Raw genomic sequence first — 16,085 nt, forward strand, 5'->3', positions numbered from 1 at the left:
CCCTGAGCACACTCCGGCGGCGCGGTACCATTGGTGGTTTGAACCACGGTCCGCGCCACGCCATGAAGATTGCCTCCTGGAACGTCAACTCGCTCAACGTGCGCCTGCCGCACCTGCAACAGTGGCTGGGCACGTTCGCACCCGACGTGGTCGGCATCCAGGAAACCAAGCTGGAAGACCACAAGTTTCCGGATGCGGCGCTGGCCGCTGCCGGCTATCGCAGCGTGTTCTGCGGGCAGAAGACCTACAACGGCGTGGCGATCCTGTCGCGCTCGCCGGCGCTGGACGTGCAGATGGGCATCCCCGGTTTCGACGACGTGCAGCAGCGCGCGATCGCCGCCACCGTCGATGGCGTGCGCATCGTCAACCTGTATGTGGTCAACGGCCAGGACGTGGGCACCGACAAGTACGCCTACAAGCTGCGCTGGCTGGCCGCAGTGCACGACTGGCTGGCGCAGGAACTGCACAAGTACCCGCAGCTGGTGGTGCTGGGGGACTTCAACATCGCCCCGGATGCGCGCGATGTGCACGATCCGGCAGTGTGGAACGAGCACCACATCCTCACCTCCGCCGCCGAGCGCGCCGCGCTGGAACAACTGCTGGCGCTGGGCCTGCACGATGCGTTCCGGCTGCATCATGAGGAAGCCGAGCAGTTCAGCTGGTGGGATTACCGCCAGGCCGGATTCCGCCGCAATCTGGGCCTGCGCATCGATCTGACCCTGGTCTCGGAGGCCTTGCGCGCACGCGCGGTGGACGCGGGCATCGACCGCGAACCGCGCACCTGGGAGCGCCCCAGCGACCATGCACCGGCCTGGGTGCGCCTGGCCGAGGCGGGCGCATGAGCGAGCGGCATCTGCGGCGTAGCACGCACAAGGTCGGTGAGGTCACCCTGGGGCCGGTGCATCGGCTGAGTTGCCACTGCGGCGCGGTGCAGATCGATCTGGATCTGCCGCACGGCCTGCTCGATCCACGCCGTTGCGACTGCTCGATGTGCCGCCGCCGTGGCGCCATCGTCGCCTCGGTGACGCTGGGCGGCCTGCACGTGCTGCAGGGCGAGGACGTGCTACGGCTGTATCAGTTCAACACGCATGCGGCGGCGCATTACTTCTGCGGCGTGTGTGGCATCTACACGCATCACCGGCGGCGCTCCAATCCCAACGAGTACGGCTACAACGTCGGCTGCCTGGAAGGCGTCAATCCCTATGCGTTGAACATCGCCGTGCCGGTGGAAGATGGGGTGCACCATCCGTTGGATCGTGCTCCGGCCGATGGCTGAAACGACAACGCCCGGGCAAGCCCGGGCGTTGAATGTTCCATCAGTGGATGCGTGCTTAGCGCACGCGGCCACGGGTGAACAGATTGACGATTGCCAGCAGGATCACCGCACCCACCAGCGACCACACGAAGGTCCACAGCGTGATCGCCTGATTGATGCCGCCACCGAACAGGAACCCGGCGATCAGCGCGCCGACGATGCCGACCACGATATTGAGAATGATGCCCTGCTGCGCATCGCGACGCATGATGATGCTGGCCAGCCAACCCACGATGCCGCCGACGATCAACCAGATGATGATGCCCATGTTGCCGAACTCCTCATGCGATTGCACCGGAAGTAGTGCATGGGCGCCATTCAACGCAGGCCGGCGTGAAGTGACTGTCGAGCGCGGTCGCACGCGCATGCGGCTGTTGTGCTTGGTGCACGCAGCGTGACAGCGCACGCAAGCTGGCATATCGGCCCGGTGCAGCTGTGGCTGCGTCCGCACCGGCATGGCGAGCGTGGCGAACCACAGGCGCGCGAGTTGCTGGGCCAGGCCCTGGCGCTGGAACCCGCCCAGGTGCCGCTGCGGCGCGACGAGCGCGGGCGGCCGTCGCTGCAGCCGGCCCTGCCCGACCGGGACACCGGCTGGAGCCATAGCGGCGATTATCTGCTGGTCGGCCTGGGGCAGGGCGTGCGGCTGGGCGTGGATCTGGAGCGCATCCGCGCGCGCCCACGTCTGCTGGAAATTGCGCAGCGATTCTTCCATGCCGACGAAATCGCAGTGCTGGCCGGCCTGCAGCCGGACGCGCAACAGGCGCTGTTTTTCCGCCTGTGGTGCGCCAAGGAAGCGCTGCTCAAGGCGTACGGGCATGGCCTGTCGTTTGGCCTGCATCGGCTTGCCTACGCAGTGGCGCCCGACGGCGCATTGCAGTTGCAGTGGTGCGACCCCGCGCTCGGCCAGGCCACGCAGTGGCAGTTGCACGAATGGTGGGCCGCACCGGATTGCCGCGCTGCGCTGGCGTTCTACCCGTTGCCGGCCGAATAGGCGCGGCGATCGCTTCACTGCGTGGCTGCAGCGCAGGTGTGCGTTGCGTCCTGGACCGTGATGCAGCACGTGCCGGACATGGATGCTTGCGTTGCTGGTCCGACCGACGTCTCAGGCATGTTCCGGCCGCGTCGCAGCGTGCGGCAAAATCGGCTGACGGAACTGCGCTACCCCATCCAGATTGCGCAAGGTCACCGTCAGCACGCCGGTGCGTGCATCGATCTCCACTTCGCCAAAGAACTGAAATCCGGCCAGCGGCGACAGGTTGGGTGCCGGCGGTGCTTTCTGGAAGATCACCGTCGGGCCGAAGGTGGCATCGAGTGCATTCGGGCCGAAGCTGCCGGCATTGAGCGGGCCGGCCACGAACTCCCAGAACGGTTCGAATTGCTGAAACGCCGCCCGATCCGGGTGGTAGTAATGCGCCGCGCAATAATGCACATCGGCGGTCAGCCACAGCGTGTTGCGAATGCGCGCTGTGCTGATGAAACGCAGTAGCGTGGCGATCTCCTGTTCACGCCCGCGCGGCACACCCGGATCGCCGTTGGCGATCGCCTCCCAGCGCGCGCGGCCTGCGGCGTCCTGCCCATCGGGCACCTGCAGGCCGATCGGCATGTCGGCGGCAATCACCTTCCATTGCGCGCGCGAGCCGGCCAGTTCGCGCTGCAGCCAGGCCAGTTGCTGCGGGCCCAGAAAGGCCGCGTCCGCGCCCGGTTGCGGCTGCAGGTTGTCGCTGTTGGCGCCGCGATAGCTGCGCATGTCCAGCACGAACACATCCAGCAGCGGGCCATAACTGATCTTGCGGTAGATGCGCCCGTTGCCATCGGCATGCACGCCGCGCATCGGTGCGTATTCCAGAAATGCCTGACGTGCACGACCGGCCAGCACCCCGATATCGCGCACCTGATAGCGCTCGTCCAGCTGCTTGCCGGGCGACCAGTTGTTGGTGGTTTCGTGGTCGTCCCATTGCCAGACCTGCGCCACCTCGGCATTGAAGCGGCGCACATGCTCATCGAGCAGGTTGTAGCGGTAGTTGCCGCGGAATTCGTCCAGCGTTTCGGCCACCTTGCTCTTGGCCGTGGTGGTGAGGTTGCGCCAGCGCTTGCCTTCTTCCACGATCAGCTCGGCCGGGATCGGGCCGTCGGCATAGATGGTGTCGCCGCTGTGCAGGAAGAAATCCGGGTTGCGCTCGCGCATCGCGCTGTAGATGCGCATGCCGCCGATGTCCGGATTGATGCCGAAGCCCTGGCCGACGGTGTCGCCACTCCAGACAAAGCGCACATCGCCACGCGTCTGCGGCGCACTGCGCAGATGGCCGTGCACCGGCGCGCTCAACACACCGCTGTCGGCATCTTCGAAGCGCACCCGGTAGAAGATGTCCTGATCGCGCGGCAATGCGCCCAGATCCACCCGCGCAGTGAAATCGTGCGCTGGCGAAGCCACCGGCCCATCCACGCGACGCGCCTGACGCAGGCTCGGGCGCGTATCCCATTCCACCCGCAGCCGCGCCGGCCGATCGCAGCGGCTCCACAGCAACGCCCGGCCCTCCACGACATCGCCGCTCTGCACCCCATCGGTGATCAGCGGCCGCCCGAACGGCGCAGCCAGACTACGCGTGGGCCAACCGGCAGTGGCCGGCAACAACAGGCCGGCACCCAGCCCTTGCAACACGCGGCGGCGAGTGGGATCGGAGGCGGTCATGGGATCCTCGAACGTCTGGCAGCGGCGCCCAGATGTAGCGCCGCCGTCTTACCGGCGCGTGTCCATTGCGCTGCACGACGCGCCCGGCCTGTGGGGATGGATGCAGTCACCGCGTTGTGCAGCACGCACCGCAAGCTCTGCGCGGCAAGGCAGTTGCAGGGCGGTTCACGCGTGCTGCGACGGTCGTGGAGATCGGCAAAGGCAAGTTGTGGTGGATGGTGAGCCTGCGCTGCGCCACCACCCGCGGCAGCGCAGCGCAGGCTCACGCCTCCACCGCACCCGCCTTGCCGTCCTCGACCACAAAGCGCTTCAACGTCGAGACCGTGGCCTGGCGGTCGCGGCGGTCTGAGATGCCTTGCAGGCGCGTTTCCATCCGGCCCGGTGTCAGCGTCACCGAGACATAGCCGCGGGTTTCGCCTTCGGCGTAGTGCACGTGCGGATTGAGCGCCATGGTCTGTTGCAGCTCGGCGTTGCTCTGGCCGTCGGAGGTGACCGAGGTGCCGACGAATTCGGTGGCCAGCGTCGGCGAGTCGGGGTTGGCCGGATCGGCCTTCAGATCGGTGACCCAGTACGAGTGGATGTCGCCGCCCCAGAACACCGGGTTGCGCAGCCGGGTCTTGGCGATGGCGTCGAGCATGCGCGTGCGCGTGGCCGGGTAGCCGTCCCAGCCGTCGGTCCAGTGTCCGAACACGCCGTCGCGGCCGTGCTGCTGCATCGGTGCCACCAATAGATCCTGCGCAATCACGTTCCAGCGCGCGGCCGACTGCGCGAAGGCGCCATGCAGCCAGTGCTCCTGTTCCCAGCCGAGCATGCTGCGGCGTGGGTCGGTGCGTTCGTGGCAACTGTCGTCCACCACATGCCCGCCGCGCCAGCCGTTGGCCTGCGGGCAGGGTTGTTCGCTGCGGTACTGGCGCCCGTCGAGCACGTAGAAGCGCGCCAGCTGGCCGTAGTCCAGCGAGCGGTAGATGCGCATGTCGGCGCCGTGTGGGCGATTGCGTGCGCGCAGCGGGAAGTGTTCGTAAAAGGCACGGTAGGCGGCTGCGCGCCGGGCCAGGAACGTGTCGACCGCAATCGACGGGTCCTGCGACCAGCGGTTGGCGTAATCGTTCTGCACTTCGTGGTCGTCCCAGGTCGCCACGCAGGCGCTGCCGGCGTGCAGCGCCTGCAGGTCGGGGTCAGTGCGGTACAGCGCATAGCGGTTGCGGTAGCCGGCCAGATCCAGGCATTCGCCGCTGCCGTGCGGGCGCACGATCTTCTGCGCTGCCTCGCCGTGGTTGCTGTATTCGTAGATGTAATCGCCGAGGAAGAACACCAGGTCCGGCTGTTCGGCGGCCAGGTGGCGGTAGGCGCTGAAATAGCCCAGCTCCCAGTGCGAGCAGGACACAAAGCCCAGCCGTGCGGCATCCGGCAACTGGTGCGGCGCCGGCAAGGTGCGCGCGCTGCCGATGGCGCTACGCGCGCCCAGCGCCTGGAAGCAGTACCAGTACGGGCGATCGGCGGCCAGGCCGGCGACCTCCACATGCACCGCATGACCCCAGGCCGGGCTGGCGACGGTCTGACCCTGGCGCACGATGTGGCGCATGCCCGGGTCGCTGGCCACCTGCCAGCGCACCTGCACCGGAGCGGTCAGCCCGCCGCGTCCATCCGGCTCCAGCGGGCGTGGCGCCAGCCGGGTCCAGATGACAAAGCCGTCGGCCAGCGGGTCGCCCGCGGCCACGCCCAGGGTAAACGGGTCCGGGCTGCCGCTGGCACGTGCGAACGGGCTGAGCAGCCCGGCGGCCGCCAGCCCGGCACCGGCGACGAGAAGACGGCGCCGGCTGTGATCCACGGCGGCAGCTGTGTTGCCGGGGCCAGGCAGGGGCGATGCGGAAGACGGGTCGATCAAAGACATGGGCATACAGGCGATCTGGCGAACGCGACCATAGTGCGACGGGCGCATGTCCGTTCAATGGCAGCGGCAGTGGTGTCGCTGTCGGCGCAGGCTTGCCTGCGTCATCGACTGCCGATGGCAGATACGGGTATGCCACCGCGGCGGGTGACCCTGCCCACAGCGATGCCTACACGCCGGTGCAGCGGCGGTCTGTCGTGGGTGGCAGGTCTTGCGGCATCGCAGGCCTGGACGTTGTGCTGGGCAAGTTCACTTACGTCGGCTTGCGGCCCACGCGCTCACGCGCCACGCATCGCCGGCCTGCGCGGCACGCACGCGCCAGCCAGCTGCGATAATCGCGGCATGAACGATGCCGCACTTTCCCCCGATGTAGCCGCTGCGCTGGCCAACGGCCTGCAGGCCCAATCCCTGGATGCGGCCTTTGCCGCGCCGTTGTTGCGCTATCTGACGCTGCTGGTGCGTTGGAACAAGACCTACAACCTCACCGCCGTGCGCGACCCGCGCGAGATGGTCACCCGCCATCTACTCGATTCGCTGGCCATGCAGCCCTACATCGCCAGCGGCACCCTGGCCGATCTGGGCACCGGCCCCGGCCTGCCCGGCATCCCGCTGGCGATCACCCGCCCGCAGCTTCAGGTGACCCTGGTGGAAAGCAACGGCAAGAAGGCCCGCTTCATGCGCGAGGCGCTGCGCCAGCTGGCGCTGGGCAACGCACGCGTGGCCGAGTCGCGCGCCGAGGCGCTGGACGAGCCGGCCGCCTACGACCATCTCACCGCGCGGGCGCTGGACACGCTGGCCGGCATCATTGACGTCGGCGGCCACCTGCTGCGCCCGGGCGGCAGCCTGCTGGCGATGAAGGGCGTCTACCCGCATGACGAGATCGCCGCGCTGCCCGCCGGCTGGACGGTGGGCGAGGTGCATCCGCTGCAGGTGCCGGGCCTGGACGGCGAGCGGCATCTGGTGGTGGTGCGCAAGGCAGGCTGAAGCGGCCGGCCTGTCCGGTCGCGCGCATTCACACCGCAAGCCGCGACCCGCAATCCCCGCGCTGGGACTTCCGGCCCATGGCAGCTGCCGCCCGGGCTGCCATGATCGAACGTTCGATCCGAACGCAGGCCGCCCGCACGTGACATCTCCTCTCGCCGCCGCACTTTCGCTCGCCCTGCTGGGCGCAAGCTTCGCCGCCACCTCGGCGCAGGCCGCCGCACCGGCACCAGTGGCGCCTGCCACGCTGACCGCCGAGCGCCCCGCCGATGCGCGTTTCCGCGCCATCTACGAAAAAGAGTGGAGCTGGCGCCAGGCCGAGACCGGCCAGGCCGACGAAGACAGCGACACCACCGGCGACAACACCCATCTGCCCGATGTCGGCCCGGCCGCGCAGCAGGCGCGCCTGGCGGTATGGGACGGCGTGCTTAAGCAGCTCGACGGCATCGACCCGAAACAGCTCTCGCCCGCCAACCAGGTCAACTACGCCATCTACCGCCCGCAGGTGGAAAACCTCGCCGCCGAGGTGCGCCTGCGCCTGTACGAGATGCCGTTCAATTCGGACAGCTCGTTCTGGTCCAATCTCGGCTTCATGGCGCAGCGGCCGATGAAGACCGCTGCCGAGTACCGCGCCTACATCGCGCGCCTCAACGATGTGCCGCGCTACTTCGAGCAGCAGACCGCCAACATGCGCGCCGGCCTGGCGCGCGGGTTCAGCGTGCCGCGCGCGGTGCTGGATGGCCGCGACGTTTCCATCGCCACCGTGGCCGATGTCAAAGACCCGACCGCGTCCAGCTTCTACGCGCCGTTCAAGCAGCTGCCGGCGCAGATCCCCGCCGCCGAACAGGCGCAGTTGCGCGAACAGGCCAAGGCCGCGCTGAGCAATGCAGTGCTGCCGGCCTACAGCAAGTTGCTGAGCTTTTTCCGCGACGAGTACATGCCCAAGGCGCGCACCACGCTGGCGGCCGAAGCGCTGCCCGACGGCAAGGCGTTCTATCGCCAGCAGATCCGCGAATACACCACGCTGGACCTGACCCCGGAGCAGATCCACAAGATCGGCCTGGACGAGGTGGCGCGCATCCAGGCGCAGATGGACGCGATCATCAAACAGGTCGGTTTCAAGGGCAGCTTCGCGCAGTTCCTGAGCTTCCTGCGCACCGACCCGCAGTTCTATGCCAAGACCCCGCAGGAACTGCTCGATCGCGCTGCGTGGATTTCCAAGCGGGTGGACGGGCAGGTCGGCAGGTTCATCGGCACGCTGCCGCGCGGGCGCTTCACCATCAAGCCGGTGCCGGACGATATCGCCCCGTTCTGGACTGCCGGCCGCGGCGGCGCCACCACCTACTGGGTCAATACCTACAACCTGCCGTCGCGGCCGTTGTACAACCTGCCGGCGCTGACCCTGCACGAATCCTCGCCCGGGCATTCGCTGCAGGGCTCGCTGGCGCTGGAGCAGGGCGACCAGCCGGCGTTCCGCCGCGAAAACTACATCTCCGCCTACGGCGAAGGCTGGGCGCTGTATACCGAAAAGCTCGGCCAGGAGATGGGCATCTACGAGACCCCATACGAGGAATTCGGCCGGCTCACCTACGAAATGTGGCGCGCCTGCCGGCTGGTGATCGACACCGGCGTGCACCACGACGGCTGGAGCCGCGAGCAGGCGCTGGCCTACCTGCGCGACCGCACCGCGCTGAGCGAGCACGAGGTCACCACCGAGGTGGACCGCTACATCTCCTGGCCCGGCCAGGCGCTGAGCTACAAGCTGGGCGAGATCAGCATCGTCAAGCTGCGTGCCGAGGCCGAACAGGAACTGGGCGACCGCTTCGACATCAAGGCCTTCCACGACGCGGTGCTGAAGCAGGGTTCGGTCACCTTGCCGGTGCTGGAGCAGCAGGTGCGCGCCTTCATCGCCGAGAGCAAGGCGCGCCCGGCAACGTCCAAGCCCAGCGCCGCCGCGCCCTGACCCTGGCCACCGGTCCGCTCCACGTAGGAGCGGACCCGGCCGCGACGCCGTCCCCGACCCCGGCGCCGCCATGGCCTCGATCCCAGTTTCAGGTAATCGTCGGCAGCTTCTCGCCTTCCCGGGCGCTGTCTGCGATCAACCAGCATGTAGGCGGAGTGCCATCGCGCTGACCAGGACGGCGTCGCGGCCAGGTCCGCTCCTACGACCGCCCGTGTTGCTGCGTCGCGCCCGCCTGTTGCGCCTGATGGCGCCGCCGCGCCCTGACCCTGGCGAACGGTCCGCTCCACGTAGGAGCGGACCCGGCCGCGACGCCGTCCCCGACCCCGGCGCCGTCGTGGCCTCGATCCCAGTTCCAGGTAATCGTCGGCAGCTTCTCGCCCTCCCGGGCGCTGTCTGCGATCAACCAGCATGTAGGCGGAGTGCCATCGCGCTGACCAGGACGACGTCGCGGCCAGGTCCGCTCCTACGATGCTGCGCGGCAGGCATGCGATTGTGTAACTGCCCTGGCCCCGATAGGCTGCGCCCATGCTGCTGCGTCGCGCCCGCCTGTTGCACCCCTTGCTGCGCCTGATGGCGCTGGCGGTGCTGGCCATGGGCGTGCTGGTCGCACCGGTGGCCTGCGCACTGGGCGATGTGCATGCGCTGGCGCACGACCAGATGCATCTGGAAGACACCGCGCCGCACGGCCATGACGGCGCCGACGAAGGCGATGCCGGCGAACGCGATGGGGCCGGCCTGATGCACGCCCTGATGCATAGCGGCTACTGCCACGGCCAGAATCCGGCCGTCTTGCCGGCGCTGGCCTGGCTGCCGTTGTCCACGCACACGCAGGCCCAGCCCGTGGCCGTGCTCGCGTACTACCGCTCGCACCTGAGCGAGACCGGATTGCGTCCCCCGATCGCGGCCTGATGCATCGCCGGCAGCTGCCGGCCTGTCCATCGATCCCGATTCCGGAGACACCCTCATGTGGTTGCGACTGACGGCACTTGCCGTCTTCGCGGTCGTGCCGTGCGCCATGGCGCAGGACGTACCGCCCAAGCCCGTGCTGACCCTGGACGACGCCATCGCGCGCGTTGCCCGGCAGCACCCCGACCTGCGCCTGGCCGATGGCCAGCGCGCGGTCCTCACTGCCGACGCCGAGCGCGACGCGCTGCGTCCGCCGTTGCGCATCGGCGCCGAACTGGAAAACGTGTTCGGCAGCGGCCCGACCCGCGCGCTGGACCAAGCCGAACTCACCGTCACCCTGGCCGGCGTGCTGGAACGGGGCGGCAAGCTGGACGCGCGCCGCACCCTGGCCCAGGCACGCATCGACGCACTCGCCCCGCAGCGGGCGCTGGCGCGGCTGGACGTGCTGGCCGAAGTCGCCCGGCGCTATCTGGCCATCGGCATGGCCGCGCAACGGCATGCGGCCGCGCTGGAAACCCTGGCCCAGCGCCAACGCACCGTCAGTGCCGCGCGCCAGCGTCTGCAGGCCGGCGCATCGCCCGAATCGGTGCTGCTGACCGCCCAGGCCCTGCAGGCGCGGGCGGAACTGGAGCGCGATCGCGCGCAGCAGGAACTGCTGGCCGCGCGCCGCCAGCTGGCGGTGTTGTGGGGGCAGCGCACGCCGGACTTCGGCGATGTCACCGGCGACCCATTGCAGCTGCCGGCGGTTCCCGAGTTCGAGGTGCTGGCGCAGCTGCTCGATGCCACCCCCGAACTGGCGCGCTTGAACGGTGAGCAGCGCGTGCGCGAGGCACGGGTGCGGCTGGCACGCAGCCAGGCGCGTCCGGATCTGGACTGGCAGGTGGGCGTGCGCCGGCTCGAAGCCAATGACGCCACCGCACTGCTCGGCAGCGTCTCACTGGCGCTGGGCAGCGCCGCGCGTGCGCAACCGGAGATCCGCGCCGCCGAAGCGGAGCTGTCGTTGCTGGAGATCGAACGCCAATCGCAGGCACTGACGCTCTACACCACGCTGGCCGACGCGCATGGCCGCTACCGCGCCGCGCAGCTGGAAGTGGCGCGCATGCGCAGCGATGTGCTGCCCGCACTTGCGCGCGCCGATGCCGCCGCCGAGCGCGCGTATCGCGCCGGCGCCACCAGCTATCTGGACTGGGCGCAGCTGCAGGCACAGCGCAGCGACGCACGCCAGCAGCAACTGGCCGCCGCATTGGAAGCGCAGACCGCATTGATCGAGATCCAGCGCCTGACCGGGCAGCCGTTCGTGGCCGACAGCACTGCGCAGGTGGGGCCATGAGCGCTACCTCCGCTGCGCATTTTCGCCCTGCCTGCCTGCGTCCGCCTGGAGCCGCTGCGTCGGTATCGGCCTCGGCGCTTGCAACCGCATCGGCATCCAGCAGTCGCCAAGCGCCGCGCGCGCCTACCGCGCGTACTGCGCATCCAAGGCATCCGGTGCACACCATCTTCGTTCGTTCGCCCGACGCACAGCGTCGGCGCCAACCAGGATTTTCTTCGATGACACGTTTTCTGCTCGCGCCGCTGTTGCTGGCGCTGCTGCTGGGTGGCTGCAGCCGCAACGGCGAACAATCGCATGACCACGCAACGCCCGGTGCCGAGGGCGACGCCGAGGCACATGGCGAGGAAGCCGAAAAAGGCCCGCACGGCGGGCGCCTGCTCGAACAGGACGGCGACAGCGTGGAGCTGGCGATTGCCGAAGACGGCACGCCGCCGACCTATCGCGCCTGGCTGTACCGCGACGGCAAGCCGTTGCCGCCCAGCGCCGGCAGTGTCGAAGTGCGTTTGACCCGGCTTGGCGGTATCAACGAAGTGCATCGATTGCGCGCACGCGACGATGGCAGCCTGCTGGCCGACAGCACGGTCGGCGAGCCGCATTCGTTCGATGTGGAAGTACGCGCCACCGTGCAGGGCAGGTCGCATCGTTGGGCCTATCCCAGCTACGAAGGGCGCACCACCATCGCAGCGAAGATTGCGCAGGACGCCGGCATCCGGGTCGCGCCGGTCGGCCCCGGCAGCATCGCCGACCAGCACGAAGTGCAAGGCCTGCTGACGCCGGCAGAAGGTGCGCAGGCGCAGGCCACCGCACGCTTTCCCGGGCCGGTGCGCAGCCTGCGCGTCAACGTCGGCGACCAGGTGCGTGCCGGCCAGGTGCTGGCCACGGTGGAGAGCAACCTGAGCCTGACCACGTATTCGGTCGGCGCGCCGATCAGCGGCACCGTGCTCGCCCGCAACGCCAGCCTGGGCAGCAACGCCAGCGAAGGCCAGGCGTTGTTCGAGATTGCCGACCTGTCGAGCCTGTGGGTGGATCTGCACATCTTCGGCGCCGATGCCGGGCACATCACCGCCGGCGCACCGGTGACGGTGACGCGCATCAGCGATGGCGTGGTGGCGCAGACCACATTGGAGCGCGTGTTGCCGGGCACGGCCACCGCGAGTCAGAGCACGGTGGCGCGCGCGGTGCTGCGCAACAGCGACGGCCTGTGGCGGCCAGGCTCGGCGGTGAAGGCGCGGGTGACGGTGGCGCAGCAGCCGGCGGCAATGGTGGTGCCGGTGGGGGCCTTGCAGCAGTTTCGCGACTGGGAGGTGGTGTTCGTGCGGGTGGGGGATGTGTACGAGGTGCGGCCGGTGAAGTTGGGCGCGCGCGATGCGCAGCAGGTGCAGGTGGTGTCGGGTCTGATCGCGGGTGACGCGGTGGTGGTGGAGCAGAGTTATCTGGTGAAGGCCGATATCGAGAAGTCGGGGGCATCGCATGATCATTGATCGCTGCGCTTCCGGTTTGCGTCTGCCTCGACCGCAAGCGCGTGCTTGCGACCGGCTCGTCCATTCTTCGGTGAAACGTTTTTTACGTCGTCCACGCACTCACGGCGCAGGCGATCACGCCAGCAACGGCGTGAGAGTCTGCGCTGCGAAGGTCGGATGCATCGGGGGCGATCGCGATAGCGGCGAAAGTCGGGATCCTCGCTGTGGTGCTGCTGTCGGCCGACGGCAGCCCGCTGAGATTGCACAGGCGTCGTGCGTGCGTACGCACGCACTGATCGACGTGGCTGCGCACGCCGTTGCGACGCGTGTGCGCGGAGGTGCGCGTCATGCTCACTAACATCATTCGGTTCGCGATCGCGCAGCGGTGGTTGATGCTGGCGTTGACGGCGGTGTTGATTGCGATCGGAGCGTGGAGTTTTTCGCGCCTGCCGATCGATGCCACCCCGGACATCACCAATGTGCAGGTGCAGGTCAATACGGCCGCGCCGGGGTACTCGCCGTTGGAGTCGGAGCAGCGGGTGACGTTTCCGCTGGAGACGGTGCTGGCGGGCTTGCCGGGGCTGGAATCCACACGCTCGTTGTCGCGCTACGGCTTGTCGCAGGTGACGGCGGTCTTTGCCGATGGCACGGACCTGTATTTTGCGCGGCAGCAGGTGGCCGAGCGGCTGCAGCAGGTCAAGTCGCAACTGCCGGCCGAGTTGGAGCCGCAGCTGGGGCCGATCGCGACCGGGCTTGGCGAGATCTTCATGTACACGGTCGAAGCCAAACCGAATGCGCGCAAGCCCGATGGCAGTGCGTGGACAGCCACCGATCTGCGCACCCTGCAGGACTGGGTGGTGCGCCCGCAGTTGCGCAATGTGCCCGGCGTCACCGAGGTCAATACCATTGGCGGCTATGCGCGGCAGATCCACATCACCCCGGACCCGGCACGCCTGGTCGCCCTGGGTTTCACGCTGGACGATGTGGCGCGCGCGGTGGAGGCGAACAACCGCAACATCGGTGCCGGCTATATCGAACGTAACGGCCAGCAGTTCCTGGTGCGGGTGCCGGGGCAGGTGGACGATATCGCGCAGATCGGGGCGATCGTGCTGGATCGGCGCCAAGGCGTGCCGATCCGGGTGCGCGATGTGGCGCAGGTCGGCGAGGGGCGCGAGTTGCGCACCGGTGCGGCCACCCAGGATGGCACCGAGGTGGTGCTCGGCACGGTGTTCATGCTGGTCGGCGCCAACAGCCGCACCGTGGCGCAGGCCGCCGCGCAGCGCCTGGAAGTGGCCAATGCCAGTTTGCCGGCCGGCGTGCAGGCGGTGCCGGTCTACGACCGCACCGCGCTGGTGGACCGCACCATCGTCACCGTCGCCAAGAACCTGATCGAAGGCGCGTTGCTGGTGATCGTGGTGCTGTTCCTGCTGCTGGGCAATGTGCGTGCGGCCCTGATCACAGCGGCGGTGATTCCGCTGGCGATGTTGTTCACCCTCACTGGCATGGTGCGCGGTGGCGTGTCCGGCAACCTGATGAGTCTGGGGGCGCTGGATTTCGGCTTGATCGTCGATGGCGCGGTGATCATCGTGGAGAACTGCCTGCGCCGCTTCGGGCAAGCGCAATTGCGCCTGGGTCGGGTGCTCGAGCGCGACGAGCGTTTCGAACTGACCGCCGAAGCCACGGCAGAGGTGATCCGGCCCAGCCTGTTCGGTCTGGGCATCATCACGGCGGTGTATCTGCCGGTCTTCGCGCTCACCGGCATCGAAGGCAAGATGTTCCATCCGATGGCGATCACCGTGGTGCTGGCGCTGAGCGGTGCGATGCTGCTGTCGCTCACTTTTGTCCCCGCAGCGATCGCCTTGTTGCTCGGCGGCAAGGTGGCCGAGCACGAGAACCGCGCGATGCGCTGGGCGCGCGGCGTGTATGCGCCCTTGCTGGATCGCGCGCTGCGTCACGGCCGCTGGGTCGGTCTCGGTGCGGTGGTGGCGGTGGCGCTGTGCGCGGTATTGGCCACGCGCCTGGGCAGCGAATTCATCCCGAACCTGGACGAGGGCGATATCGCGCTGCACGCCTTGCGCATTCCCGGCACCAGCCTGGAACAGGCCATCACCATGCAGTCCACGCTGGAAAAACGCATCAAGCAGTTTCCGGAGGTGGCGCATGTGTTCGGCAAGCTCGGGACTGCCGAAGTGGCGACCGACCCGATGCCGCCGTCGGTGGCCGATACGTTCTTGATCATGCATCCGCGCGCGCGGTGGCCGGACCCGCGCAAACCCAAGGCGCAGTTGGTGGCCGAGATCGAGGAAGCGGTAAAGCAGCTGCCCGGCAACAACTACGAGTTCACCCAGCCGATCCAGATGCGCATGAACGAGCTGATTTCCGGCGTGCGTGCGGATGTGGCGATCAAGGTCTACGGCGATGACCTGGACACGCTGGTCAAGCTGGGGCAGCGCGTGCAGGAAGTCGCCAGCACGGTGCCGGGTGCGGCCGACGTGAGCCTGGAACAGGCCACCGGCCTGCCGATGCTGGCGGTGGTGCCCGATCGCGCCGCGCTGGCCGGGTACGGGCTCAATCCCGGCGTGGTGCAGGACACGGTGTCGGCGGCGGTGGGCGGGCAGGCGGCCGGGCAGTTGTTCGAAGGCGACCGCCGGTTCGACATCGTGGTGCGCCTGCCCGAAGGCCTGCGGCAGGACCCGACGGCGTTGGCCGATCTGCCGATCCCGCTGCGTGGCGATGGCGAGCGCGCCGATGCCGACGAGTCCAGCCGCGCGGCCGGCTGGCGCAGTGGCGAACCGACCACGGTGCCGCTGCGCGAGGTCGCAAAGGTACAAACCGTGCTCGGGCCCAACCAGATCAATCGCGAAGACGGCAAGCGCCGCATCGTGATCACCGCCAATGTGCGCGACCGCGACCTGGGCGGATTCGTCGCCGAGGTGCAGCAGCGTGTGCAGGCCGAGGTCGTGCTGCCCACCGGCTACTGGATCGGCTACGGCGGCACCTTCGAGCAATTGATCTCCGCCGGCCAGCGCCTGGCCTGGGTGGTGCCGGGCACCTTGTTGCTGATCTTCGCGCTGCTGTACTGGTCGTTCGGCTCGCTGCGCGATGCGCTGGTGGTGTTCAGCGGCGTGCCGCTGGCGCTGACCGGCGGCGTGGTGGCGTTGGCGCTGCGCGGCCTGGCGTTGTCGATCTCCGCCGGTGTCGGCTTTATCGCGCTGTCGGGGGTGGCGGTGCTCAACGGCCTGGTGATGATCGCCTTTGTGCGCAGCCTGCGGGCCGGGGGCATGTCGCTGGAGCAGGCCTTGCGCGAAGGCGCGCTGAGCCGCCTGCGCCCGGTGTTGATGACGGCGTTGGTGGCCGCACTGGGCTTTGTGCCGATGGCCTTCAATGTCGGCGCCGGGGCCGAGGTGCAGCGTCCCCTGGCCACGGTGGTGATCGGCGGCATCGTCTCGTCGACCTTGCTGACCCTGCTGGTGCTGCCGGTGCTGTATCGCTGGCTGCACCGCGAGCGGGCGGGAAGTGCAGGCTAAGTGCTTGCGGCACATAGGAAAGCCGT

General features: G+C 68.5%; 12 protein-coding genes. 9 read left to right on the top strand and 3 right to left on the bottom strand.

The features are described from left to right. The first annotated feature begins 62 nt into the window (after window positions 1–62). Complete coding sequence (gene xth / locus DYQ94_RS18015) at window positions 63–842, top strand: exodeoxyribonuclease III (RefSeq protein WP_160954431.1); 780 nt, start codon at window positions 63–65, stop codon at window positions 840–842. Further along, complete coding sequence (locus DYQ94_RS18020; protein ID WP_160954432.1) at window positions 839–1,276, top strand: GFA family protein; 438 nt, start codon at window positions 839–841, stop codon at window positions 1,274–1,276. Before xth ends, DYQ94_RS18020 begins: the two co-directional genes overlap by 4 nt. Before the next feature lie 55 nt (window positions 1,277–1,331). Here the strand turns inward: DYQ94_RS18020 and DYQ94_RS18025 are convergent, their stop codons facing one another. Beyond that, window positions 1,332–1,583 carry a GlsB/YeaQ/YmgE family stress response membrane protein gene (locus tag DYQ94_RS18025; RefSeq protein ID WP_016901812.1) on the bottom strand — a complete coding sequence of 84 codons (252 nt, stop codon included), beginning with the start codon at window positions 1,581–1,583 and terminating at the stop codon, window positions 1,332–1,334. Window positions 1,584–1,709: 126 nt separating this feature from the next. On the opposite strand from DYQ94_RS18025, the gene DYQ94_RS18030 reads away from it, so the two are divergent. After that, window positions 1,710–2,306: a 4'-phosphopantetheinyl transferase family protein gene (locus tag DYQ94_RS18030; protein ID WP_024937565.1), complete on the top strand. Its 597-nt coding sequence runs from the start codon at window positions 1,710–1,712 to the stop codon at window positions 2,304–2,306. Between the two features lie 111 nt (window positions 2,307–2,417). Here DYQ94_RS18030 and DYQ94_RS18035 read toward each other — a convergent pair whose 3' ends face one another. Together DYQ94_RS18035 and DYQ94_RS18040 are read right to left on the bottom strand one after the other, a co-directional pair. After that, complete coding sequence (locus DYQ94_RS18035) at window positions 2,418–4,004, bottom strand: alkaline phosphatase D family protein (RefSeq protein ID WP_160954433.1); 1,587 nt, start codon at window positions 4,002–4,004, stop codon at window positions 2,418–2,420. Between the two features lie 262 nt (window positions 4,005–4,266). After that, window positions 4,267–5,895, bottom strand: a complete 1,629-nt coding sequence (locus DYQ94_RS18040) for an alkaline phosphatase D family protein (RefSeq protein WP_126966226.1) — start codon at window positions 5,893–5,895, stop codon at window positions 4,267–4,269. Between the two features lie 339 nt (window positions 5,896–6,234). Between DYQ94_RS18040 and rsmG the strand changes: the two genes are divergently transcribed. From rsmG to DYQ94_RS18070, 6 genes are all read left to right on the top strand, one after another. Next, window positions 6,235–6,876 carry a 16S rRNA (guanine(527)-N(7))-methyltransferase RsmG gene (gene rsmG / locus DYQ94_RS18045; protein ID WP_126966215.1) on the top strand — a complete coding sequence of 214 codons (642 nt, stop codon included), beginning with the start codon at window positions 6,235–6,237 and terminating at the stop codon, window positions 6,874–6,876. A gap of 139 nt (window positions 6,877–7,015) precedes the next feature. Continuing rightward, on the top strand, window positions 7,016–8,836 hold the full coding sequence (locus DYQ94_RS18050; RefSeq protein WP_054591826.1) for a DUF885 domain-containing protein: 1,821 nt from the start codon (window positions 7,016–7,018) through the stop codon (window positions 8,834–8,836). 525 nt (window positions 8,837–9,361) lie between these two features. Next, entirely contained in the window at window positions 9,362–9,745 is a 384-nt protein-coding gene (locus DYQ94_RS18055; RefSeq protein WP_016902720.1) for a hypothetical protein, read from the top strand. 55 nt (window positions 9,746–9,800) lie between these two features. Then, a complete protein-coding gene (locus tag DYQ94_RS18060) occupies window positions 9,801–11,072 on the top strand; it encodes a TolC family protein (protein ID WP_126966214.1) in 1,272 nt (423 codons plus the stop codon). Window positions 11,073–11,290: 218 nt separating this feature from the next. Continuing rightward, on the top strand, window positions 11,291–12,553 hold the full coding sequence (locus tag DYQ94_RS18065) for an efflux RND transporter periplasmic adaptor subunit (protein ID WP_126966213.1): 1,263 nt from the start codon (window positions 11,291–11,293) through the stop codon (window positions 12,551–12,553). Between the two features lie 326 nt (window positions 12,554–12,879). Next, window positions 12,880–16,059 (top strand): efflux RND transporter permease subunit, encoded by a 3,180-nt coding sequence (locus DYQ94_RS18070; RefSeq protein ID WP_126966212.1) that lies wholly within the window; start codon window positions 12,880–12,882, stop codon window positions 16,057–16,059. The last annotated feature ends 26 nt before the right edge of the window (window positions 16,060–16,085 follow it).

Source organism: Xanthomonas sp. LMG 8993, from assembly GCF_009835065.2.
Taxonomy (GTDB): Bacteria; Pseudomonadota; Gammaproteobacteria; order Xanthomonadales; family Xanthomonadaceae; genus Xanthomonas; species Xanthomonas arboricola.

Coding starts and splice junctions, on each gene's coding strand:
- xth (WP_160954431.1), top strand. CDS start 63: ATGAAGATTGCCTCCTGGAACGTCAACTCGCTCAACGTGCGCCTGCCG.
- DYQ94_RS18060 (WP_126966214.1), top strand. CDS start 9,801: ATGTGGTTGCGACTGACGGCACTTGCCGTCTTCGCGGTCGTGCCGTGC.
- DYQ94_RS18025 (WP_016901812.1), bottom strand. CDS start 1,583: ATGGGCATCATCATCTGGTTGATCGTCGGCGGCATCGTGGGTTGGCTG.
- DYQ94_RS18065 (WP_126966213.1), top strand. CDS start 11,291: ATGACACGTTTTCTGCTCGCGCCGCTGTTGCTGGCGCTGCTGCTGGGT.
- DYQ94_RS18035 (WP_160954433.1), bottom strand. CDS start 4,004: ATGACCGCCTCCGATCCCACTCGCCGCCGCGTGTTGCAAGGGCTGGGT.
- DYQ94_RS18020 (WP_160954432.1), top strand. CDS start 839: ATGAGCGAGCGGCATCTGCGGCGTAGCACGCACAAGGTCGGTGAGGTC.
- rsmG (WP_126966215.1), top strand. CDS start 6,235: ATGAACGATGCCGCACTTTCCCCCGATGTAGCCGCTGCGCTGGCCAAC.
- DYQ94_RS18070 (WP_126966212.1), top strand. CDS start 12,880: ATGCTCACTAACATCATTCGGTTCGCGATCGCGCAGCGGTGGTTGATG.
- DYQ94_RS18055 (WP_016902720.1), top strand. CDS start 9,362: ATGCTGCTGCGTCGCGCCCGCCTGTTGCACCCCTTGCTGCGCCTGATG.
- DYQ94_RS18040 (WP_126966226.1), bottom strand. CDS start 5,895: ATGTCTTTGATCGACCCGTCTTCCGCATCGCCCCTGCCTGGCCCCGGC.